Source organism: Arthrobacter sp. 260 (assembly GCF_013116745.1).
Taxonomy (GTDB): domain Bacteria; phylum Actinomycetota; class Actinomycetes; order Actinomycetales; family Micrococcaceae; genus Arthrobacter_D.
On sequence record NZ_JABFOE010000001.1, the window covers coordinates 71299 to 92749 of the forward strand.

18 protein-coding genes are annotated in these 21451 nt (G+C 66.9%); 13 read left to right on the plus strand and 5 right to left on the minus strand.

Annotation, left to right across the window (positions count from 1 at the left end; all coding sequences use genetic code 11):
- Positions 1-109: 109 nt before the first annotated feature.
- Complete coding sequence (locus HMI57_RS00385) at positions 110-322, minus strand: Flp family type IVb pilin (RefSeq protein ID WP_171583932.1); 213 nt, start codon at positions 320-322, stop codon at positions 110-112.
- Positions 323-872: 550 nt separating this feature from the next.
- Here HMI57_RS00385 and rplM point away from each other — a divergent pair.
- From rplM to glmM, 3 genes are all read left to right on the plus strand, one after another.
- Positions 873-1316 (plus strand): 50S ribosomal protein L13, encoded by a 444-nt coding sequence (gene rplM, locus HMI57_RS00390; RefSeq protein WP_019481538.1) that lies wholly within the window; start codon positions 873-875, stop codon positions 1314-1316.
- A 41-nt stretch (positions 1317-1357) separates the two neighbouring features.
- Positions 1358-1855: a 30S ribosomal protein S9 gene (gene rpsI, locus HMI57_RS00395; RefSeq protein WP_171583933.1), complete on the plus strand. Its 498-nt coding sequence runs from the start codon at positions 1358-1360 to the stop codon at positions 1853-1855.
- Positions 1856-1988: 133 nt separating this feature from the next.
- On the plus strand, positions 1989-3341 hold the full coding sequence (gene glmM, locus HMI57_RS00400; RefSeq protein ID WP_171583934.1) for a phosphoglucosamine mutase: 1353 nt from the start codon (positions 1989-1991) through the stop codon (positions 3339-3341).
- A 51-nt stretch (positions 3342-3392) separates the two neighbouring features.
- Here the strand turns inward: glmM and mscL are convergent, their stop codons facing one another.
- Genes mscL through coaA form a run of 3 tightly spaced genes read right to left on the minus strand, consistent with a single transcriptional unit; the run spans position 3393 to position 5590 of the window.
- Complete coding sequence (gene mscL / locus HMI57_RS00405; RefSeq protein WP_171583935.1) at positions 3393-3785, minus strand: large conductance mechanosensitive channel protein MscL; 393 nt, start codon at positions 3783-3785, stop codon at positions 3393-3395.
- A gap of 18 nt (positions 3786-3803) precedes the next feature.
- A complete protein-coding gene (locus HMI57_RS00410; protein ID WP_346655103.1) occupies positions 3804-4610 on the minus strand; it encodes a M15 family metallopeptidase in 807 nt (268 codons plus the stop codon).
- On the minus strand, positions 4607-5590 hold the full coding sequence (coaA, locus tag HMI57_RS00415) for a type I pantothenate kinase (protein ID WP_171583936.1): 984 nt from the start codon (positions 5588-5590) through the stop codon (positions 4607-4609). Before coaA ends, HMI57_RS00410 begins: the two co-directional genes overlap by 4 nt.
- Positions 5591-5698: 108 nt before the next feature.
- On the opposite strand from coaA, the gene glmS reads away from it, so the two are divergent.
- The 8 genes from glmS (at position 5699) to HMI57_RS00455 (ending at position 17637) form a co-directional block, all read left to right on the plus strand.
- Positions 5699-7597, plus strand: a complete 1899-nt coding sequence (gene glmS, locus HMI57_RS00420) for a glutamine--fructose-6-phosphate transaminase (isomerizing) (RefSeq protein WP_171583937.1) — start codon at positions 5699-5701, stop codon at positions 7595-7597.
- A 6-nt stretch (positions 7598-7603) separates the two neighbouring features.
- The gene (locus HMI57_RS00425) at positions 7604-8002 is read left to right on the plus strand and encodes a holo-ACP synthase (protein ID WP_171583938.1); all 399 of its coding nucleotides are present in this window, start codon (positions 7604-7606) and stop codon (positions 8000-8002) included.
- Between the two features lie 2 nt (positions 8003-8004).
- Positions 8005-9558 (plus strand): NAD(P)H-hydrate epimerase, encoded by a 1554-nt coding sequence (locus HMI57_RS00430; protein WP_171583939.1) that lies wholly within the window; start codon positions 8005-8007, stop codon positions 9556-9558.
- A gap of 76 nt (positions 9559-9634) precedes the next feature.
- On the plus strand, positions 9635-11815 hold the full coding sequence (glgX, locus tag HMI57_RS00435; RefSeq protein WP_171583940.1) for a glycogen debranching protein GlgX: 2181 nt from the start codon (positions 9635-9637) through the stop codon (positions 11813-11815).
- Positions 11816-11915: 100 nt separating this feature from the next.
- Positions 11916-14246: a malto-oligosyltrehalose synthase gene (treY, locus tag HMI57_RS00440; protein WP_171583941.1), complete on the plus strand. Its 2331-nt coding sequence runs from the start codon at positions 11916-11918 to the stop codon at positions 14244-14246.
- Entirely contained in the window at positions 14243-15979 is a 1737-nt protein-coding gene (gene treZ, locus HMI57_RS00445) for a malto-oligosyltrehalose trehalohydrolase (protein WP_171583942.1), read from the plus strand. The genes treY and treZ overlap by 4 nt, the downstream gene beginning before the upstream one ends.
- A gap of 53 nt (positions 15980-16032) precedes the next feature.
- On the plus strand, positions 16033-17079 hold the full coding sequence (gene mgrA, locus HMI57_RS00450; protein ID WP_171583943.1) for an L-glyceraldehyde 3-phosphate reductase: 1047 nt from the start codon (positions 16033-16035) through the stop codon (positions 17077-17079).
- A gap of 12 nt (positions 17080-17091) precedes the next feature.
- Positions 17092-17637 (plus strand): GNAT family N-acetyltransferase, encoded by a 546-nt coding sequence (locus HMI57_RS00455; RefSeq protein ID WP_171583944.1) that lies wholly within the window; start codon positions 17092-17094, stop codon positions 17635-17637.
- A 28-nt stretch (positions 17638-17665) separates the two neighbouring features.
- Here the strand turns inward: HMI57_RS00455 and HMI57_RS00460 are convergent, their stop codons facing one another.
- Positions 17666-19012, minus strand: a complete 1347-nt coding sequence (locus HMI57_RS00460; RefSeq protein ID WP_171583945.1) for a 6-phospho-beta-glucosidase — start codon at positions 19010-19012, stop codon at positions 17666-17668.
- 90 nt (positions 19013-19102) lie between these two features.
- On the opposite strand from HMI57_RS00460, the gene HMI57_RS00465 reads away from it, so the two are divergent.
- Together HMI57_RS00465 and alr are read left to right on the plus strand one after the other, a co-directional pair.
- Positions 19103-20191: a carbohydrate kinase family protein gene (locus HMI57_RS00465; RefSeq protein ID WP_171583946.1), complete on the plus strand. Its 1089-nt coding sequence runs from the start codon at positions 19103-19105 to the stop codon at positions 20189-20191.
- 83 nt (positions 20192-20274) lie between these two features.
- The gene (gene alr, locus HMI57_RS00470) at positions 20275-21450 is read left to right on the plus strand and encodes an alanine racemase (RefSeq protein ID WP_171583947.1); all 1176 of its coding nucleotides are present in this window, start codon (positions 20275-20277) and stop codon (positions 21448-21450) included.
- The last annotated feature ends 1 nt before the right edge of the window (position 21451 follow it).

The window sequence follows — 21451 nt, forward strand, 5'->3', positions numbered from 1 at the left end:
ATAGTTTTGTCGTTAATCAGATCGAAGCAGCGGTGCCGTGCGCCGCTGCTTCGATCTATCCGCGGCCTCCCCGGCGGGCCGGGAGAACCAATTGTCTTCCGACAGGTATTTAGCTAGCGGGTGCAGCTGGTACAGCGGGAAGGATGTTGGTGAAGACGGCCTGGAGCTGGGGTCCGAAGACCAGCATCAGACCGGTGATGACAACTGCCAGCAGTCCGACGAGTAGGCCGTACTCAACGGCGGTCGCGCCGCTTTCTTCACGACGAAGTCGCTCGGTGGCTTTGATGCCGAGGACGTGGAGGGTGGCAAAAAGAGAAACCATGGGATGCTCCTGGGGGAATTGACTGAACGGGAGCGACGGATCCGTTCCGCCGCTGAGTAGAAAGTAGCATCAGGAATCCGGTTAAAACTGGTGTGATTCCTAACCTGACCAAACACTGCGGCTAAGTGCCCAAGGTGCGTTAATCCTTCGGATATCCCGTGCTATTTCAACCCATCCAGGCGGTCCGGGCGCGGATCGGGCTCAGGGTCCGCGCGTTACCCCTGTCTTCATGTGGCATGGCTCCGATGGAGCCATGCCAGTACGTCGGCTGTCCACCGCGAGCGGTCGTCGCCGCCCGGCTTTTGACTGGGGCATAGCTTCGCGCTAATCTTGGTAGTCGTTGTGCGTATCCCTCCTCGATACGTCCATGCCCGCGTGGCGACTCGGTTGCAGAGTCACCTGGCCTGCGGGGATGGCCGAGATAACCGGGATCACTGGCTTTCAGCCCTCACCTGAAGTTCCGGTAGCGCATGCATAAGCTGAGCTTTCGCGTGGGAAATAATATTCCCGGCGTGGAGGCGTCACCGAACAAGAAACGAAGGCAAAAACCGTGCGTACGTACACCCCGAAGCCAGGCGACATCAACCGCCAGTGGCACGTCATTGACGCCACCGACGTTGTCCTAGGCCGACTTGCCAGCCAGACCGCAACACTGCTGCGCGGAAAGCACAAGCCGACCTTTGCACCCCATATGGATATGGGCGATTTCGTCATCATCATCAACGCCGAGAAGGTAGCCCTCACCGGCGCCAAGCTCGAGCAGAAGCGTGCATACCGCCACTCCGGTTTCCCGGGTGGCCTCTCGTCGGTCAACTACGCAGAGCTGCTGGAACAGAATCCAGTCCGCGCTGTGGAGAAGGCCATCCGAGGCATGCTTCCCAAGACTTCCCTGGCTGCCCAGCAGATCGGGAAACTGAAGGTCTACCGCGGTGCCGAGCACCCTCACGCTGCCCAGCAGCCTAAGACCTTCGAAATTACCCAGGTCGCCCAGTAGTCCTGGCCACCACACACTAAGAAATTAATTCAAGGAGAACCGTGGCTCAGAACACTGAAGAGCTGAATGAACCAACTGAGGAGCTCACGAGCTACACCTCAGAAACCGGCGAGACCACCGAGGCAACCGCCAAGGAACGTCCCGCCCTGACTGTCGGCGGCGGAGCCGTTGGCCGTCGGAAGGAAGCAGTTGCACGGGTCCGGCTCGTTCCCGGCACCGGCAAGTGGATCGTGAACGGCCGCGAACTGGCCGATTACTTCCCCAACAAGCTGCACCAGCAGGAAGTCAACGATCCGTTCAAGATCCTTGAACTCCTCGGCTCCTACGATGTCATCGCCCGCATCCACGGTGGTGGCCCCTCCGGTCAGGCCGGCGCGCTTCGCCTCGGCGTCGCCCGTGCCCTGAACGAGATCGACCGCGAGAACAACCGCGCCATCCTCAAGAAGGCCGGCTTCCTGACCCGCGACGCACGAGTGATCGAGCGTAAGAAGGCTGGTCTGAAGAAGGCTCGCAAGGCACCTCAGTACTCCAAGCGCTAGAGCACCGCGTGGACCGGCCCGCTTCTTCAAGGGTGTCCGGTTCTGTGTGCTTCCCAACGCCCGTCCGGGTCCCGGACGGGCGTTGGGTGTTTAAGATCGGGATCGATTCCCCCCTGAATTAGGATGTACATCGATGAGTAGATTATTTGGGACCGATGGGGTCCGCGGACTGGCAAACGAACTGATCACGCCGGAGCTGGCAATGCAGCTGGCCCAGGCGGCGGCAGTGGTACTCGGTCATCGCTTTACCAACGGCAGACGCCCCACCGCCGTGATCGCCCGAGACCCGCGTATCAGCGGTGACTTCATCGCCGCAGCCGTCGAGGCCGGGCTTGCCGGGGCAGGCGTTGACGTGTTCGACGCCGGAATCCTGCCCACGCCCGCCGCCGCCTTCCTGGTGGCTGACCTGGACGCTGACTTCGGGGTCATGATCTCCGCGTCCCATAATGCTGCGCCCGACAACGGCATCAAGTTCCTGGCACGCGGGGGCAAGAAGCTCGATGACACCATCGAGGACGCCATCGAGCTGGAACTGACCCGTCCAGCCCTCCGGCCCACCGGCGGAGATGTCGGCCGGATCCAACGCTTCGCTGACGCCGAGGACCGCTACGTGGTCCACCTTCTCCAGACCCTCCCCAATCGGCTGGAGGGAGTCAAGGTTGTGCTGGACTGCGCCCACGGCGCCGCCAGCGGCTGCTCGCCCCAGGTTTTCGCCGACGCGGGCGCCGAGATCGTCGTCATCGGAGCTGACCCCGACGGGATCAACATTAACGACGGGTACGGGTCCACCCACCTCGGACCCCTCCAGGCCGCTGTGATCGAGCACGGCGCTGACCTGGGGATCGCCCACGACGGCGACGCCGACCGGTGCCTCGCCGTCGACCACGAGGGAAACATCGTCGACGGCGACCAGATCATGGCGATCATGGCCGTGGCGATGAACGCTGCCGGCACCCTGAAGGACAGCACCCTGGTCGCCACGGTGATGAGCAACCTGGGGTTGAAGCTTGCTCTCCGCGAGGCGGGCATCAGCCTGCGTGAGACGGGTGTGGGCGACCGATACGTGCTTGAGGGAATGCGCGACGGCGGCTACAGCCTCGGCGGCGAGCAGTCGGGTCACGTCATTTTCGCCGAGTACGCCACCACCGGGGACGGCGTCCTGACCGGCCTGCAACTGGCGGCCCAGGTGGCGCGCACTGGACGGACGCTCAAGGAGCTGTCCCAGATCATGAACAAGCTCCCTCAGGTGCTGATCAACGTCAAGGGCGTCGACAAGGCCGCCGTGACCACCAACGAGCATGTCCAGCAGGCAGTCCTCGAAGCGCAGGACGCGCTGGGGGAGACCGGCAGGGTGCTCCTGCGGCCCTCCGGCACCGAGCCGGTGGTGCGGGTCATGGTGGAGGCCGCCGACATGGCGACCGCCCAGTTGACCGCCGACCGCCTCGCTGAGACAGTGTCGCTCCGGCTGGCTCTCGCCTCCGCCTGACCATCCAGCACCATGACCGCGAAGCCGCGGTGTGGGCGCATGTCCCGCCCCTTAGGGGCGGGACGCCAGGCTGTCCCGGATCTCCGTCAACAGGGCGATCTGCGGATCCGCTGCAGGCTCTTCCTCCACAATGCCCAGGCTTCGGTTGCGGCGTTCGATCATCTTGTTCATCGGCAGCACGATCACGAAGTAGACGGCAGCCGCTACGAGAAGGAAGTTGACGAGTGCCGTCAAGAGGACCCCGAACAGAATGTCGTTGCCGTTGATCGTGACTTTCGCGAAGTCGTCAAAGTTTGGGGATCCCACCAGGGCAGAAATCAGCGGCATGAGAACTGAATCGACGAGCGCGGTGACCACAGCGCCGAAGGCAGAGCCGAGAACGACGGCGACGGCCAAATCGACGACGTTTCCCTTCATGATGAATGTCTTGAATCCGTTGAGCATCCGCTAAGGATAGCTTCGCTAGCCGTAGTCGGGCGCATCGGGCAACCCGAGGTGCTCCTCGAGGGTCTGCACTCCGTCGTCGCGCATGGTGGCCGAGGTCTCCACCCCGACAAACCGGTAGTGCCACGACTCGGCGAGGAACCCGGTGGTGTCCTGGCGGTTCTCCGGATAGCGCAGGATGAAGCCAAACCGGTGGGCGTTATCCGCTGCCCAGGCCGCTGCGGCTGTTTCCGCAAAACATGATCGGAGGGTGCAGGCGCCGTCGTCCTGCCCAATGTCGAAGGCCAGTCCGGTCTGGTGTTCCGAGAAGCCGGGGCGGGCCGAGTAGTTGTCCGCGTTCTCGGCACTGCCGTTGCGGCTCACCCAGTAGTCATAGGTATCCACCTGCACGGTGTAGGAGCGGTAGCCGCTCACCAGGGTCAGTCCGACGTCGTCGTCGGCTGCCGCAGCGAACATCTCCTCCACTGCCTGAGCGGCATCGGGGCGCAGCGTGGCATTTGCCCGGTCGGTGGCGAGAGCGACATCGGGCAGGACCAGTTCGTCGGGCGCGTAGTCGATCGGGTCGAGCGGGCGGCGCTTGTTGACGACGACGGTCACGGCGGCGGGATCTGCGTACGGGTCGGCCGCCGGATCGGTAGCGGTGGGGGTGGCTGGGGACGGCGCCCGTTGGGCGGGCGCGGGGATCTCCCCGACGGCCAGGCTGGGAGTTACTGCTGCCGCTGTCGAAGACTCGGGGTCCGGTGCGCCGCAACCGGACAGGACAGCCGCGAGGATCATGGGGATGGCCAGCAGCCCTCGCACGGGCTGCCGCCGGGACCGGCTCACGTCTTCCGCAGCAGCATTCGCCGCACTGAGTGGTCGGCTTCCTTGGTGAGGACCAGTTGTGCCCGCCCACGGGTGGGAAGCACGTTGTCCATCAGGTTGGGTTCGTTGATCCGCTTCCAGATCCCGAGGGCGGTTTCCTTCGCCTCATCGTCGGTGAGCGAAGCGTACCGGTGGAAGTACGACTGAGGATTGGCGAAGGCGCCAGTCCTCAGCGACTGGAACCGCTGCACGTACCACTGCTCGATGTAGGAGGTCTTCGCGTCCACATAGATGGAGAAGTCGAAGAAGTCGCTGAGCGCGAGGCCGGACCGTCCATCCGCCCGGGTGCGGGCGGGGGCCAGCACGTTCAAGCCCTCGACGATCAGCACATCCGGCCGCCGGACCACCACCTCCCGGTCCGGCACGATGTCATACGAAAGGTGGGAGTACCACGGGGCCCGCACTTCCTCGGCGCCGCTCTTGACCTCGCTGACGAACCTCAGCAGGCGCCGACGGTCGTAGGACTCCGGGAAGCCCTTCCGCTGCATCAGCCCCCGGCGTTGCAGCTCGGCGTTGGGGTACAGGAACCCGTCGGTGGTCACCAGCTCCACATTGGGGGTGTCCGGCCAGCGGCTCAGCAACTCCCGGAGCACGCGGGCGGTAGTCGACTTGCCCACGGCGACCGAGCCGGCGACGCCGATCACAAACGGGGTGCGGGTGCGTTTCTCGCCCAGGAAGGTGGTGGTCGCGGCGTGCAGTTCCCCTGCGGCAGCGACATATAGATAGAGGAGCCGGGAGAGGGGGAGATAGACCTCCCGCACCTCGTCGAGGTTGAGCTCATCGCCCAGCCCCTTCAGACGCAGGATGTCTTCCAGGCCCAAAGGCGAGGTGATTTCGTTGGAAAGCCGGGCCCACGTCTGCCGGTCAAGTTCGACAAACGGAGTGAAATTGCTCTCCGCACCATTGGTCGCGGCCACCCCGGGGTTTGATTCGTTCACCATAGGAATTGTGCCTGTTGGTGCTGCCATAAGCGAACTTACTCCTTGCCCGGGTGCCCCGCCCGCGTCTGGCTGCAGAGTTACCCCGCCGCTGACGGTACTCTTAAACCCATGTGTGGAATCGTAGGCTATGTAGGCCGGTCATCAGTGTCATCCGACGGAACAGCAGCGACGCATGGCGCGCTGGACGTTGTCATGGAGGGGCTACGGCGTCTCGAATACCGGGGGTATGACTCAGCTGGGGTAGCTGTGCTGACCCCTACCGGCATCGCCTCCCGGAAAAAGGCAGGCAAGCTCAGCAACCTGATCGCCGAGCTGGAAGCCAGCCCGCTGCCCGCGTCGATGACCGGGATCGGCCACACCCGTTGGGCCACCCACGGGGCGCCGAACGATCTCAACGCCCACCCGCACCTCGCCGACAACGGGCGGCTGGCCGTCATCCACAACGGCATCATCGAAAACTTTGCTGAACTCAAGGCAGCGCTGCTCGAGCAGGGCGAAACGTTCCTCTCGGAGACCGACACCGAAGTGGCAGCCGCCCTGCTGGGCAGCATCTACCGGGAGCTCGCGCTCGCTGGCGATACTGACCCGCTGAGCAATGCCATGCGTCAGGCCAGCCAGCGCCTGGAGGGTGCTTTCACCCTGCTCGCCGTGCACGAGGATTCCCCCGGCGTCGTCGTCGCCGCCCGGCGCAACTCGCCGCTCGTCGTCGGACTCGGCGACGGAGAGAACTTCCTCGGCTCCGACGTGTCAGGCTTCATCGACTTCACCCGGCGCGCCGTCGAGCTCGGCCAGGACCAGGTGGTCACTATCACCCCTGACGAGGTCATCATCACCGACTTCTTCGGTGCCCCCGCCGTCGGCAAGGAGTTCCACGTCGACTGGGATGCCGCGGCAGCCGAGAAGGGCGGCTACCCGTCCTTCATGGAGAAGGAAATCAACGACCAGCCCGACGCCGTCGGCCAGACCCTGCTCGGGCGCTCCGATGCCCAGGGCCGCCTGATCCTCGACGAGCTGCGCATCGACGAGTCGATCCTCCGCTCGGTCGACAAGATCGTGGTCCTCGCCTGCGGCACGTCGGCCTACGCTGGGCAGGTGGCCAAGTACGCCATCGAGCACTGGTGCAGGATCCCCACCGAGGTGGAACTGTCCCACGAATTCCGGTACCGCGATCCGATCGTCAACGAGAAGACCCTGGTGGTCGCCATCTCCCAGTCCGGGGAAACCATGGACACCCTGATGGCTGTGCGCTACGCCCGCGAACAGGGTGCCAAGGTGGTGGCAATCTGTAACACCAACGGCTCCACCATCCCGCGCGAATCCGACGCCGTCCTCTACACCCATGCCGGCCCCGAGATCGCTGTCGCCTCGACGAAGGCGTTCCTGGCGCAGATCACCGCCGCCTACCTGCTGGGCCTGTACCTCGCCCAGCTGCGCGGCAACAAGTTCGGCGACGAGATCGCGGCGGTCCTCGCCGACCTGGCCGAGATGCCCGCGAAAATCCAGACCATCCTGGACAACGCCGACAAGGTCAAGAAGCTCGCCCGCGACATGTCCGAGGCCAAGTCAGTGCTCTTCCTGGGCCGCCACGTCGGTTTCCCGGTCGCGATGGAGGGTGCGCTGAAGCTGAAGGAACTGGCCTACATCCACGCCGAAGGGTTCGCAGCCGGCGAGCTCAAGCACGGCCCGATCGCGCTGATCGAGGACGGCCAGCCCGTCGTCGTCGTCGTCCCCTCACCACATGGCCGGGATTCGCTGCACGCCAAGGTGGTCTCCAACATCCAGGAGATCCGAGCCCGCGGCGCCATAACCATCGTCATCGCCGAGGAGGGGGACACCTCGGTCGAGGCGTACGCCGAGCACGTCTTCTACGTGCCGCAGACCCCTACCCTGCTCGCGCCGCTGCTGACTACCGTCCCGCTGCAGATTTTTGCCTGCGAGCTGGCCTCCGCAAAGGGGTACGACGTCGATCAGCCCCGCAACCTGGCCAAGTCAGTAACAGTTGAGTAGTCGCCGGTGATCGTGGGTATCGGCGTCGACGTCGTCGACATCGAGCGGTTCGGCCGCCAGCTGGAGCGCACTCCGGGCCTCCGGGACAGGTTGTTCGTGCCCGCTGAGCGGGTGCTGAACCTGCGGTCCCTGGCCGCGCGGTTCGCTGCCAAGGAAGCGGTGGCCAAGGCGCTGGGAGCGCCGGCGGGAATGAACTGGCAGGACTGCTGGATCGGCGTCGATACCGCGGGCAGCCCCTCCATCGAGGTCAAGGGGACAGTAGCGGCCGCGGCCGCGCTGAAGGGCGTCCGCCGCTGGCATCTCTCCCTCAGCCACGACGGCGGGGTAGCCACGGCAGTGGTGGTGGGGGAGGGGGCCGTTGGCGAAGCTGCACCGGCACCTCCGTCTGGCGGGATAGACTCCTAAGTATGCTTAGTGCCTATTCGGGCAGTGCGATCCGTTCGGCTGAAGCCCCCCTCCTCACGGCCGGGCACAGTGACGCCCTGATGCTGCGAGCAGCCTACGGCCTCTTCACTGCAGCCACCGCCGAGCTGGTCTCCTCCACTGGCGGCTGCTACGGACGCAATGCAGTGGTCCTTGCTGGCAGCGGCAACAACGCCGGGGACGCACTCTTCGCAGCAGCCCGCCTGGCCGGCCGCGGAGTACGCACGACGGCGGTGCTCACCACGGGGACCACCCACCCCGCCGCGCTGGCCGCGTTTGAACGCGCGGGAGGCCGCATCGAGCGACTCAGCGAGGACACCCTCTCACGCCTCGTGCGGGTGTGCGCTGAAGCGGACCTGGTCATCGACGGGATCCTGGGTATCGGTGGATCAGGCGGATTACGCGAACCCGCCGCGAGCCTCGTCCGCGAGCTCGCCACCACCGCAACCGGGACAGTGATTGCCTGCGATCTGCCTAGCGGGCTCGACGCCACCACCGGAACCGTCAACGAACCGGTGCTCGGCGCCGACCTGACCGTGACCTTCGGCGCGCTGAAGGCCGGACTCCTCACCGGTCCCGGAGCCAAGGTGGCAGGACGGGTCACGGTCATCGACATCGGCCTCGACGCGACACTCCCCGAACCGGCAGTCCGCCGGCTGGAGCCGGCCGACCTTGCGGCACTCTACCGGCGCCCCCGCGCCGCCGACCACAAATACACTCGCGGGGTCCTCGGCATCGCCGCAGGCTCCGTGAAGTACCCGGGGGCCGCGGTGCTGGCCACCGGTGCTGCCCTGGCGACCGGCCTGGGCATGGTGAGGTACCTCGGACCGGAGTCCGTCGCCGGCCTGATCAACCGGACCCACCCGGAAGCCGTCTGCTCCCAGGGCCCGGTCAGGTCGTCCCGGGTCCAGGCCTGGCTGGTCGGCCCCGGAGCCGAAGACGACGCGGACCAGCGACGGCGGGCCCGCGACGCCATGTCCTCTGGCCTGCCCACGGTGGTCGACGCCGGGGCGCTTCCCCTGCTGCCGCGCAGGGTGGGACCCCAGGTCATCCTGACCCCCCACGCTGGCGAACTGCAGGCGGTCCTGGCAGCCCGCAAGGTCCGGGTGACCCGCGGGGATATTGAGTCGGCTCCGGCCGACTACGCCCGCAGGGCCGCGGAACTCACCGGTGCCACAGTGCTGCTCAAGGGCTCCGTCACGGTGATCGCCTCGCCGTCGGGTGCGCTCTTCAGCCAGGCGGCAGCGACGCCGTGGCTCGCCACCGCGGGGTCAGGCGACACCCTCGCCGGAATCCTTGGGGCTCTTGTGGCGACTCTTGCCGAGGACGACGACGGCTCGGCAACCGGGCGCCTCGGCGTCCCCGAGCCGGACACCTGGGCGGCCGTTGCGGCGGCCGCAGCCCTGCTGCATGGCCTGGCCGGTACGAGGGCGGCGACCTTCGGGCCCGTGGTCGTATCGGAGCTGCCGAAGTACGTCAGCGAGGTCCTCGCGGACCTTCTGACCGGACCGCCCTACAGGACACAATTCACCAAATAGTCACCTGGTTGCGCTATGAAGGTAGCTGGACCGTTTACTTTTCGACCCACGATAGACCCACTTTTCAGGAGAACACATGGAACTCTGGCCCGGCGAAGCGTACCCTTTGGGCGCCACCTATGATGGCACCGGCACCAACTTTGCGCTGTACAGCGAGATCGCTGACAAGGTGGAGCTCTGCCTGCTCGACGACGACGGCACCGAAACCCGCGTCGAACTCCACGAGGTGGACGGCTACGTCTGGCACGGGTACCTGCCGCACATTGTTCCAGGGCAGAAGTATGGCTACCGTGTCCACGGCCCCAATGCACCGGAGGAAGGCCACCGCTGCAACCCGAACAAACTGCTCCTGGACCCCTACGCCAAGGCAGTGCACGGGCAGATCGACTGGGATCCGGCGCTCTTCGGCTACAACTTCGGTGATGAAAACTCAATCAACAACGATGACTCGGCACCCCACATGATGCTCGGCGTCGTCGTGAACCCGTTCTTCGACTGGGACGGCGACCGCAAGCCACGGATCCCGTACCACCAGTCAGTCATCTACGAAGCCCATGTGAAGGGCCTCACCCAGCTGCACCCCGAGGTCCCGGAGGAGCAGCGCGGCACCTACGCCGGCGTTGCCCACCCCGCGGTCATCTCCCACCTGCAGAAGCTCGGGATCACCGCCATCGAACTGATGCCCGTGCACCAGTTCGTCAACGACAGCACCCTGCAGGAGAAAGGCCTCACCAACTACTGGGGCTACAACACCATCGGGTTCTTCGCACCGCACAACACCTACGGCTCCGCCGGCGACACCGGCGAGCAGGTCCAGGAATTCAAGGCGATGGTGCGTGAACTCCACCTCGCAGGCATCGAAGTGATCCTCGACGTCGTCTACAACCACACCGCCGAGGGCAACCACATGGGCCCCACCCTGTCGATGCGCGGCATTGACAACTCGGCGTACTACCGGCTTGTCGAAGACGACAAGAAGTACTACATGGACTACACCGGCACCGGCAACTCGTTGAACGTGGGCAACCCGCACTCCCTGCAGCTGCTGATGGACTCCCTGCGCTACTGGGTCACCGAAATGCACGTGGACGGGTTCCGCTTCGACCTGGCCTCCACCCTGGCCCGCGAGTTCTACGACGTCGACCGCCTGTCAGCGTTCTTCGAACTGGTCCAGCAGGACCCAGTGGTCTCGCAGGTCAAGCTCATCGCCGAGCCGTGGGACGTGGGACCCGGCGGTTACCAGGTGGGCAACTTCCCGCCGCAGTGGACCGAATGGAACGGCAAGTACCGCGACACGGTGCGCGACTTCTGGCGCGGAGAGCCGTCCACGCTGGGCGAGTTCGCCTCACGCCTGACCGGTTCAGCCGACCTCTACGAGCAGTCAGCACGTCGGCCAGTCGCGTCGATCAACTTTGTCACCGCCCACGACGGCTTCACCATCCGCGACCTCGTGTCCTACAACGAGAAGCACAATGACGCCAACGGTGAAGACAACAACGACGGCGAAACCCACAACCGGTCCTGGAACAGTGGCGAGGAGGGCCCCACCGACAACCCCGAGGTCAACACCCTCCGGGTCCGTCAGCAGCGCAACTTCATTGCCACCCTTCTGCTGTCGCAGGGTGTGCCGATGCTGCTGCACGGCGACGAGCTGGGCCGCACCCAGCAGGGCAACAACAACACGTACGCCCAGGATTCCGAGATCAGCTGGATCCACTGGGACCAGATGGATCAGCCGCTGCTCGAATTCACCGCCGCAGTGAACCGGCTCCGGTCGGAGCACCCCACGTTCCGCCGTCGCCGGTTCTTCGACGGCCGGCCCGTGCGACGGGGCGAGGGTGAGGCCCTGCCGGACATCGTTTGGCTGGGGACTGACGGCACTGTCATGGCGCCGGAGGATTGGGACACCGGCTTCGGCCGTTCCATCGGTGTGTTCCTGAACGGGCAGGGCATTTCCGGACGGGACGCCCGCGGCCAGCGGATCACCGACCAGAACTTCCTCCTGTTCTTCAACGCCAGCGACGAGCCGGTCGACTTCACTGTCCCACCGCAGGAGTACGCTCCGGCCTGGGACGAAGTGATTGACACCGCCGGCAAGTTCGCGGACTCGGAAGCCATCCCCGCGGCGGCGACACTCACCCTGGAGGCCAAGTCGATGGTGGTCCTCCGGGCCCACGCCGAAACCGAGGATCTGGATCACTCGGTGGCCGCGTCACTGGCCGCCCTGGCCAACGCGCACCAGCCCGGCGGCGCCTAACCACTGCCGGCCGACGTATCCATCCGGCTGACCCTGGCCCCGGCCGGGGTCAGCCGGCTCACCCCGCACAACCGCAGCATCCCAGTTCAGGAGTACATGCATGAGGACCCCGAAGTCGACCTACCGGTTGCAGATCCGATCCGAGTTCGATCTCAGGGATGCCGCCGCGGTGGTGCCCTACCTGCGGGATCTTGGCGTGGACTGGGTATATCTCTCTCCAGTACTGACCGCTGAACAGGGATCAGGACACGGCTACGACGTCACCAACCCCACCGCCGTCGATCCGGAGCGCGGCGGGCGCGACGCGTTCGTGGCGCTCTCGGACGCCGCGCACGCCGCGGGACTGGGCGTATTGGTGGATATTGTGCCCAACCACCTGGGAGTGCAGACCCCCGCCCAGAACCCCTGGTGGTCGTCACTGCTCAAGGGCGGACAGGATTCGCCCAACGCCGAGGCGTTCGACGTCGACTGGGACGCCGCGGGCGGGAAGATCCGCCTGCCGGTGCTCGGCGACGGCGAGGACGAGCTCGCCGCCCTGGAGCTCGACGGCGGGGAGCTGCGCTACTACGACCACCGGTTCCCGATCGCCGACGGCAGCTACGAAACCGGCGACACCGCTCAGGCGGTGCACGCCCGCCAGCACTACGAGCTGGTGAACTGGCGCCGGGCGGACAGCGAACTGAACTACCGCCGCTTCTTCGGCGTGAACACCCTGGCCGGCCTGCGTGTTGAAGTACCGAAGGTGTTTGACGAGTCGCACAGCGAAATCCGGACCTGGTTCGAGGAGTCCCTCGTGGACGGCCTCCGGATCGACCACCCGGACGGACTCGCCGACCCGGCCGGCTACCTCGACCGGCTGCGTGAGCTCACCGGTGGCGCCTACGTGCTCGTGGAAAAGATCCTCGAGCCGGGGGAAACCCTCCCGGCCGACTGGGCCAGCGAAGGCACCACCGGCTACGACGCACTTGCCGACATTGACCGCCTGTTCGTTGACCCTGCAGGACAGGGCGCCCTGGAGCGGGTAGCACCAGCCGAGGACTTCCACTCGATGATCCACGGCACCAAGCGCGGGATCGCCGATGGCATCCTCCGGTCCGAGGTACTGCGGCTCACCCGGCTGGTACCCGCCGACGCCGGCCTGGACCCGGAACAGGCTGCCGACGCCATCGCCGAACTGCTCGCGTGCTTCCCGGTCTACCGGAGCTACCTTCCGGGCGGGGCGGATTACCTCGACGACGCGGTCATCGCCGCCCAGGTGCGCCGGCCGGATCTCGCCGACACCCTGAAGGCGCTGCACCCCCTGCTCAACCCCTACCTCGCTGAGCCCGACGCCGCAGGGTCTGACAACCCCATGACCGAGCTGGCCATCCGGTTCCAGCAGACCTCGGGCATGGTGATGGCCAAGGGCGTCGAAGACACGGCGTTCTACCGGTACAACCGGCTGACCTCGCTCAACGAGGTGGGCGCTGACCCGTCAATCTTCTCCATCGACCGGGTCGAGATGCACAACCGTCTCCTCCGGCGCCAGCGCGACAACCCGCTCTCGATGACGGCGCTCAGCACCCACGACACCAAACGCAGCGAGGACACCCGGGCCAGGATCAGCGTCCTGTCCGAAATGGCCGACGAGTGGGCGGCCGTGCTCGGTCAGCTCGACGACGCGGCACCTGTCGGCGACCCGGCGTTCTCCTCACTGCTGTGGCAGGCCATGGTTGGCGCCTGGCCGCTGAGCCGCGAGCGGGCGCACGCCTACGTGGAGAAGGCATCCCGCGAGGCGGATTCCAGCACCCACTGGACCGCGCCGAACGAGGCCTTCGAAGACCGCATGCACGCCGCAGTGGACGCTGCCTACGACACCCCCGCGGTCAACGCGCTGGTCACCGACCTGGTGGACAGGATCAAGGGTTACGGCTGGTCCAACTCTCTCGGCGCCAAGCTTCTGCAGCTGACCATGCCAGGTGTCCCCGACGTATACCAGGGCTCCGAATTCTGGGAAGACTCCCTGGTGGACCCGGACAACCGCCGCCCGGTGGACTACGACGCGCGGAAGCAGTCCCTCGTGGACCTCGCCTTCGGTGCGCTGCCCGCCGTTGACGACGGCGCGGTCGCCAAGCTGCTGGTCGTGTCCCGCGCACTGAAGCTCCGCCGTGACCGGCCGGAACTCTTCGACGGCTACACGGCCGTTCCGGCAGCGGGTGCGGCAGCCGATCATGTCTTCGGCTTCGACCGTGGGGGAGCCATCACCCTTCTCACCCGGCTCCCGCTGGGGCTCCAGCGGCGTGGCGGCTGGCAGGACACCACCATCGTCCTCCCGGAGGGCCAGTACAGCTGCGCCATCACCGGGTCAACCTTCTCCGGGGGCGCCGTGCCTGCCGAAACCATCTTTGAGACCTACCCTGTAGCACTGCTGATCCGGGAGGACGCATCATGAGGAAACCCTTCGACGTCTGGGCCCCCAAGGCCACAACCCTTTCGCTGCTGGCGGGAGGCTCCACCACCACCATGACCAGAGGCGACGACGGTTGGTGGACCGCCGACACGGCACCCGCAGTCACCGGGGACATTGACTACGGGTACCTGGTGGATGGCGCCGAGTCGCCGATCCCGGATCCCCGCTCACGCCGCCAGCCTGACGGCGTGCACGGGCTCTCCCGGACCTTTGATGCCGGCGCCCACACCTGGCAGGACAGCTCCTGGGTCTCACCCGGCCTGGCCGGCGGGGCAATCTACGAACTGCACATCGGGACCTTCACCCCCGAGGGCACCTTCGACGCGGCCATCGCGAAGCTGGACTACCTGGTGGACCTGGGTGTGCAGCACGTTGAGCTGCTCCCGGTCAACGCGTTCAACGGCACCCACAACTGGGGTTACGACGGCGTCCTCTGGTACGCCATCCAGGAAACCTACGGGGGACCCGCCGCATACCAGCGGTTCGTCGACGCAGCCCACCAGCGCGGCCTCGGCGTCATCCAGGATGTGGTGCACAACCACCTGGGACCCAGCGGCAACTATCTGGGCCAGTTCGCGCCCTACCTCACCGAGGGCAAGGCCAACACCTGGGGCGATTCCCTCAACCTCGACGGACCACAGTCCGACGAGGTCCGCCGCTACGTGCTCGACAACATCGCGATGTTCTTCAGGGACTTCCACGTCGACGGCCTGCGCCTGGACGCAGTGCACGCACTGCACGACGAGCGTGCCGTCCACATTCTTGAGGAATTCGCTGCCGAAACTGACGCCTGCGCCCAGGAACTGGGCAAGCCCCTGTTTCTGATCGCCGAATCCGACCTGAACAATCCGCGGCTGATCACCTCACGGACCAGCGGTGGTTACGGGCTCGCCGGCCAGTGGAGCGACGACTTCCATCACGCCGTCCACGTCAACGTCACCGGTGAAACCGACGGCTACTACGAGGACTTCGACTCCGTTGCCGCCCTGGCGAAGGTGCTCGAACACGGGTTCTTCCACAACGGAACCTACTCCTCGTTCAGGGAACGCGGTCACGGACGGCCCATCGATCCGGCCCAGGTGTCCACCCACCAACTGGTGGTCTGCACCCAGAACCACGACCAGATCGGCAACCGGGCGGCCGGCGACCGGATGGGCGCCACGGTGGGCTATGCCCAGCTGGCGCAGGCGGCGGTCCTGAACCTCGCCGGCCCCTACACCCCCATGCTGTTCATGGGCGAGGAGTACGGGGCGTCCACCCCCTGGCCGTTCTTCACCTCCCACCCCGAACCGGAACTGGGCAAGGCCACCGCCGAAGGACGCCTCCGCGAGTTCGAACGGATGGGCTGGGACGCCGACACGGTGCCCAACCCCCAGGACCCCGCCACCTTCGCCTCCGCGAAGCTTGACTGGGCGGAGGCGCAGACCGGAGACCACGCCCGTCTGCTGGACCTGTACCGCCGCCTGATCCGGCTGCGCCGGGACACCCCCGACCTGATGAACCCGGACTTCACCGCCGTGTCGGTCGAGTTCAGCGAACCCGAGAAGTGGTTGGCGCTGCGCCGTGGGGGGACAGTCGTCGTCGTCAATCTTGCCGATGAGGAACGCACTGTCCCCGTCGATGCGGCGCAGGTGCTGCTGTCCACCGTTTCGGGCGAAGCGCTGGCCGACGGTCGACTTACCCTGCCCGCCCGCGGGTCAGCGATCCTCGGCTGAGTCCTCTCAGCTAGTGCCCACCGCCCCGTTTTCCCCAGAACCAGGAGACTCTCATGACGTATCACCCCGCCGATGACCGGTACGATTCCATGCCCTACCGCAGGGTGGGCCGCAGCGGCCTGCAGCTGCCCGCGGTGTCGCTGGGCCTATGGCACAACTTTGGGGATGACAAGCCGTTCGCTGACCAGCGCGCCATCCTGCGCCGCGCCTTCGATCTGGGGGTCACCCACTTCGACCTGGCCAACAACTACGGGCCGCCAGCGGGCAGCGCCGAAACCAACTTCGGCCGCCACCTCAAGGACGACTTCGCACCGTTCCGCGACGAACTGGTCATCTCGTCCAAGGCCGGCTACGACATGTGGCCCGGCCCGTACGGCGAATGGGGTTCACGCAAGTACCTGCTCGCGAGCCTGGACCAGTCCCTGAACCGGATGGGCCTGGACTACGTGGACATCTTCTATAGCCACCGCCCCGACCCCAACACGCCGCTCGAGGAGACCATGGGCGCCCTCGACACCGCCGTCCGGTCCGGGCGGGCCCTGTACGCGGGCATCTCCTCCTACTCGCCGGAGAAGACGGCCGAGGCTGCGGCGATCCTGCGGGACCTCGGCACGCCGCTGCTGATCCACCAGCCCTCCTACTCGATGCTGAACCGGTGGGTGGAGAACGGTACCCCCAACCTCCCCGAGGTGCTGGAACAGGAAGGCGTCGGCTCGATCGCTTTCTCGCCCCTGGCCCAGGGGCTCCTGACCGACCGCTACCTCGACGGCGTCCCCGAGGGCTCCCGTGCAGCGTCCAACAAGTCGCTGTCGGAAGACCACCTGTCGGAAGACAACCTGCGCCGGGTGCGCGGCCTGAACGAAATTGCGAAGGGCCGCGGCCAGTCGCTCGCCCAGATGGCGATCGCCTGGATCCTGCGGGAGCAGTCCAAGGGCAGCGCCATCACCTCGGCGCTGATCGGGGCGTCCAGTGTGAAGCAGCTCGAGAACAGCCTTGCCGCCGTGAAGAACCTCGAGTTCAGCCAGGACGAGCTCACCAGCATCGACGAGTTCGCTGTCGAGTCGGACATCAACCTGTGGGCCAAGGCCCTCGACGCCTAGGGCTCGCCGCTGATGACCACCGAGGGTGCACTGCACCTCCGCCCCGCCACCGAAGCGGACTGGCCCGCGCTGTGGGCCATCATGGAACCGGTGGCGCGGGCGGGGGAAACCTACTGCTGGGACACCGGCCTGTCGGAGGCCCAGGCACGGACCGAGTGGCTGGCTCCGGCCGACCCGACAATGCGCGTTTACGTCGCCGAGGCGTTCGCCGGAGCTGAGGCGTCCAACGGTGCCGGCGGGCATCGCGCCGTCGTCGGGACCGCGCAGCTGCACGCTAACCGGGGTGGAGGCGGGGCCCATGTGGCCAACGCCAGTTTCATGGTGGCCGGTGACTCCGGGGGCCGGGGCGTCGGCCGGGCACTGGCCGCGCATGTCCTGGCGGAGGCCCGTGAGCAGGGGTACCGTGCCATGCAGTTCAACGCGGTCGTGGCGGCCAACACCCGGGCGGTTCGCCTGTGGGAGTCACTCGGTTTCACGATCCTCGCCACCGTCCCCGGAGCCTTCAGGCACCCGGTCGAGGGGTTCGTCGGGCTGCACATCATGTTCCGCGACCTCTGACCTTCCGCGATTCCCGCCGGGAGAGCGGCTACTCCCAGAAGGCCGCCAGGTCGGGGAATTCCCGTTCGTAGCCCCTCAACAGCCGGGTGGCAGCGTGCGCGGAATCGATCAGTGGATGCAGCAGGAACGCCCGCAGGGCGGCGTCCCGGTCAGCGTGCACCGCCGCCTGCACCACCGCTTCCTCGACGGCCAGCACCTGCGCCATCAGACCCAGCTGGTGCGGGGCGAGGGGGTTGGCGGGCAGCGGCGTCGCCCCCGTCCGGTCCAGGCGGGCCGGGACCTCGACGACGGCGTCCGCCGGTAGCGAGGGCAGCGCACCGTTGTTCCGGACATTGACGATCAGCTCGGTGGTTTGTCCAGTGAGCAGGGCCCGCATCGCCGCGAGGGCAATCCGCTCGTAGCCGCCACCGGCCAGGTCGGCTTCGTCCCGCACTGCGGCGTCCGGACGGGCTTCCGACAGGTAACCCTCCTCCCGGGCGAGGCGTGCCCCCTCCCACACCGCAAAGGGCTCAGGGGCGGTCAACAGTTCCGTGTAGAGTCCCTCCTGCTGACGATGCAGGAACGCGCCCCGCGTTTCCGCTGAGCCAGCCAGTGAGCGCACTGCCTCACGGTGGAAGTAGTAGTAGAACAGGTACTCGTTCGGGATGGCCCGCAGGAGCTGCGGCAGGTCAGGGCCGAAGACCCGACCCTCCTCGAAGGACGCCAGTCGCTGCGGGTCGGCCAGGAGCTCCGGCAGCCGGTCGGCGCCGTCAAAGGTCAGTCCCCGCAGCCAGCCCAGGTGGTTCAACCCCACGTAGTCCACCCCGGCGAGCGACCCCTCCCTCAGTGGCACCCCCGCCGCGTGGGCGGCCCGTGACACCAGCCCGGAGGCTGAATCGCAGATCCCGATCACCGTGTCGCCGAGCACCCCCTGCACGGCCCGGGTCACCATCCCCGCCGGGTTGGTGAAGTTGATCAGCCACGCGTCTGGGCAGACCCGCCGCATGGACTCGGCCACCGCGAGCATCTGGGGCACCGACCGGAGGGCGTAGGAGATACCGCCCGCACCGACCGTCTCCTGGCCCAGCAGCCCCTCGGCCAGCGCCACCCGCTCGTCAATCACGCGTCCCGCGGCCCCTCCGCTGCGGATGGCGGAGAACACGACGTCCGCCCCCACCAGCGCCGCGTCGAGCCTGGTCACGGTCTCGAGGTGGGGGCGGCTGGACCCGGCGGGCAGCGGCATGGTGTGCAGGACCCGGGCGATGGCGTCCAACCGGGTGGGCTCGGCATCGTGCAGCACCACCTGGTCGATGAGCCCGGCGAACTGGCCCGTTGACAGGGCCCGGTACACCAGGGGCACCCTGAACCCGCCGCCTCCCACGATGACCAGTTTCATTGACCCTCCACGCTGTCGGTGTTCCCCTCAGGGCAGGCCAGGTCCGCTCCGGTTGCTGGGTGCGGTGAGCCTAAGAGTATTGTGCCGTACATGGGCACCGCGCATCGTTTCGATCCACTGGCCGATAGCCGCACCGCGGCCGACCCGGAGTTTGACCTGCTTCTGAGCGGGTCGGTGTTCCTTGACATTGTTTTCACGGGCCTCGAACACCTGCCGTCACCCGGCACCGAGGTGTGGGCGGACGGGATGGGGTCCTGCCCCGGCGGTGTCGCTAACCAGGCGATCGCTGCGAGCCGCCTCGGGTTGCGCACCACCCTGTCGGCGGCATTCGGGGACGACGGCTACGGCGACTACAACAAGGGCATCCTCCGCGATCAGGAATACGTTGACCTGTCCCGGTCGAGGACGTTCGAGAACTGGCACTCGCCGGTCACCGTGTCACTGTCCGTCCAGCGGGATCGCTCGATGGTGACCCACGGCCATCCTTCACCGATGTCCGCCACCGACCTCATCGGCGACCCGCCCCCACGCTGCCGTGCCGCCGTCGTCAGCGTCGAACCGGAGCTTGCCCCCTGGGCCCTGGCTGCGCAGGCCAGCGGTACCCGGCTTTTCGGCGATGTGGGGTGGGACCCGACCGGCCAGTGGGCGGGCAGTGCCCTGGACACCCTGCAGTACTTCCACGCGTTCATGCCCAACGACATCGAAGCGATGGCGTACACCCGCACCGACGACCCGTGGGCGGCGCTGTACGCGCTCGCCGACCGGGTGCCGGTGGCAGTGGTCACCGTGGGCCAGCAGGGAGCGATCGCCATCGACTCGATCACTGGTGAGGAGGAGTGGGTTCCCGCCCTCCCGGTGAAGGCATACGACCCGACCGGTGCGGGCGACTGCTTCGGCGCTGCCTTCGTGATGGGGGAGCTCGCCGGGTTTTCCCTGGCGGACCGGCTCCGGTTCGCGAACCTGTGCGCCGCCCTCTCCGTCCAGGAGGTCGGAGGATCGCTGGCCGCGCCCGGCTGGGGCGATATCGCCGACTGGTGGCACCGGATGAGCGCCTCCCGGGAGAACGTGCGGAAACAATGGCTGCGGCGCTACGAATTCCTCGAGGACATGATCGCCGGGGTCCCGCCGGGAGCCGTCCGGCGCGCCTCGGCGACCATCGCCCACCAGTCCGACGCCTGACCCTGCGTTTCCCGCCGGGGCTTCAGGGCCAGCGCGCTGGACCGGCTGCGTTCCGCACGCAGCAGAAATGACAGAATGGACCAGTGAGTTTCTCTACTGTTCCCCCGCCCGTTGAACGCCGGGTGGAGATCGATCTGTCAGCGGTGCGCCACAATGTCAGGCACATCGCCGACGTCGTCAGTCCCGCCCGGGTGATGGCGGTTGTCAAAGCCGACGGTTACGGGCACGGGGCGCTCCCTGTGGCCCGCGCGGCACTTCAGTCGGGTGCCACCTGGCTGGGGGTCGCCCACATCACCGAGGCGCTCCGGCTGCGGGAAGCAGGCATCGACGCCCCCATCCTGGCCTGGCTGCACACCGTCGAGTCCGACTTCGGTGCAGCCATCCGGGACAGCATCGACGTCGGCGTCTCCGGCTGGGAGCTGGGGCACCTGGCGGCAGCCGCCCGGCGCGAGGAACGCCCGGCCAGGGTCCACCTGAAGATCGACACCGGTCTGGGCCGCAACGGCTGCCCACCCGAGCAGTGGGAGGCGCTGCTCAGCCTTGCCCTGCAGTACCAGGAGGAGGGCCTACTGCGCGTGGTCGGAATCTTCTCCCACCTCGCCGTCGCCGACGAACCCGACCGCCACGAGACCGACGAGCAGGTCCGCCGGTTCCGGGAGGCTGTCGCCGCCGCGGAGAACGCCGGCGTCGACGTTGAACTCCGGCACCTCGCCAACACCCCCGGAGCCCTGTCCCGCCCCGACACCCACTTCGACCTGGTGCGGGTGGGTCTCGGCATCTACGGACTGTCACCGTTCCACGGTCAGAGCTCCGCAGCGCTCGGCCTGCGCCCGGCCATGCGCTTCGTGACGTCGGTGGCCAGCTGTAAGGAGGTCCCGGCCGGACAGGGGGTCTCCTACGGGCTCACCTACCGCACGACCCGGCCCACCACCCTCGCCCTGATCCCGGTGGGCTATGCCGACGGCGTCCCCCGGGTGGCGACCGGTGCTCCCGTCCTGGTGGGCGGTCGCACCTACCCGGTGGTGGGAAAGATCGCCATGGACCAGCTGGTGATCGATCTGCAGGCCACCGGGATCGCCGGAACTGAGCGGAGCGTCCTGGGGCTCCCCGCCGTCCTGTTCGGCGGCAACGCCGACGAACCGTCGGCCGATGACTGGGCCGACGCCAGCCGATCCATCAACTACGAGGTTGTGACCCGGATCAGCGGCCGCGTCCAACGGACCTACCTCAACGGGACGGACACCAGTGCAGCCCAGTAAC

Excerpts from the sequence above, each read along its gene's own strand:
- glmS (WP_171583937.1), top strand. The coding sequence starts at position 5,699 with ATGTGTGGAATCGTAGGCTATGTAGGCCGGTCATCAGTGTCATCCGAC.
- treZ (WP_171583942.1), top strand. The coding sequence starts at position 14,243 with ATGAGGAAACCCTTCGACGTCTGGGCCCCCAAGGCCACAACCCTTTCG.
- glgX (WP_171583940.1), top strand. The coding sequence starts at position 9,635 with ATGGAACTCTGGCCCGGCGAAGCGTACCCTTTGGGCGCCACCTATGAT.
- mgrA (WP_171583943.1), top strand. The coding sequence starts at position 16,033 with ATGACGTATCACCCCGCCGATGACCGGTACGATTCCATGCCCTACCGC.
- coaA (WP_171583936.1), bottom strand. The coding sequence starts at position 5,590 with ATGGTGAACGAATCAAACCCCGGGGTGGCCGCGACCAATGGTGCGGAG.
- HMI57_RS00465 (WP_171583946.1), top strand. The coding sequence starts at position 19,103 with ATGGGCACCGCGCATCGTTTCGATCCACTGGCCGATAGCCGCACCGCG.
- HMI57_RS00430 (WP_171583939.1), top strand. The coding sequence starts at position 8,005 with ATGCTTAGTGCCTATTCGGGCAGTGCGATCCGTTCGGCTGAAGCCCCC.
- HMI57_RS00385 (WP_171583932.1), bottom strand. The coding sequence starts at position 322 with ATGGTTTCTCTTTTTGCCACCCTCCACGTCCTCGGCATCAAAGCCACC.
- HMI57_RS00455 (WP_171583944.1), top strand. The coding sequence starts at position 17,092 with ATGACCACCGAGGGTGCACTGCACCTCCGCCCCGCCACCGAAGCGGAC.
- HMI57_RS00460 (WP_171583945.1), bottom strand. The coding sequence starts at position 19,012 with ATGAAACTGGTCATCGTGGGAGGCGGCGGGTTCAGGGTGCCCCTGGTG.
- mscL (WP_171583935.1), bottom strand. The coding sequence starts at position 3,785 with ATGCTCAACGGATTCAAGACATTCATCATGAAGGGAAACGTCGTCGAT.
- treY (WP_171583941.1), top strand. The coding sequence starts at position 11,916 with ATGAGGACCCCGAAGTCGACCTACCGGTTGCAGATCCGATCCGAGTTC.
- glmM (WP_171583934.1), top strand. The coding sequence starts at position 1,989 with ATGAGTAGATTATTTGGGACCGATGGGGTCCGCGGACTGGCAAACGAA.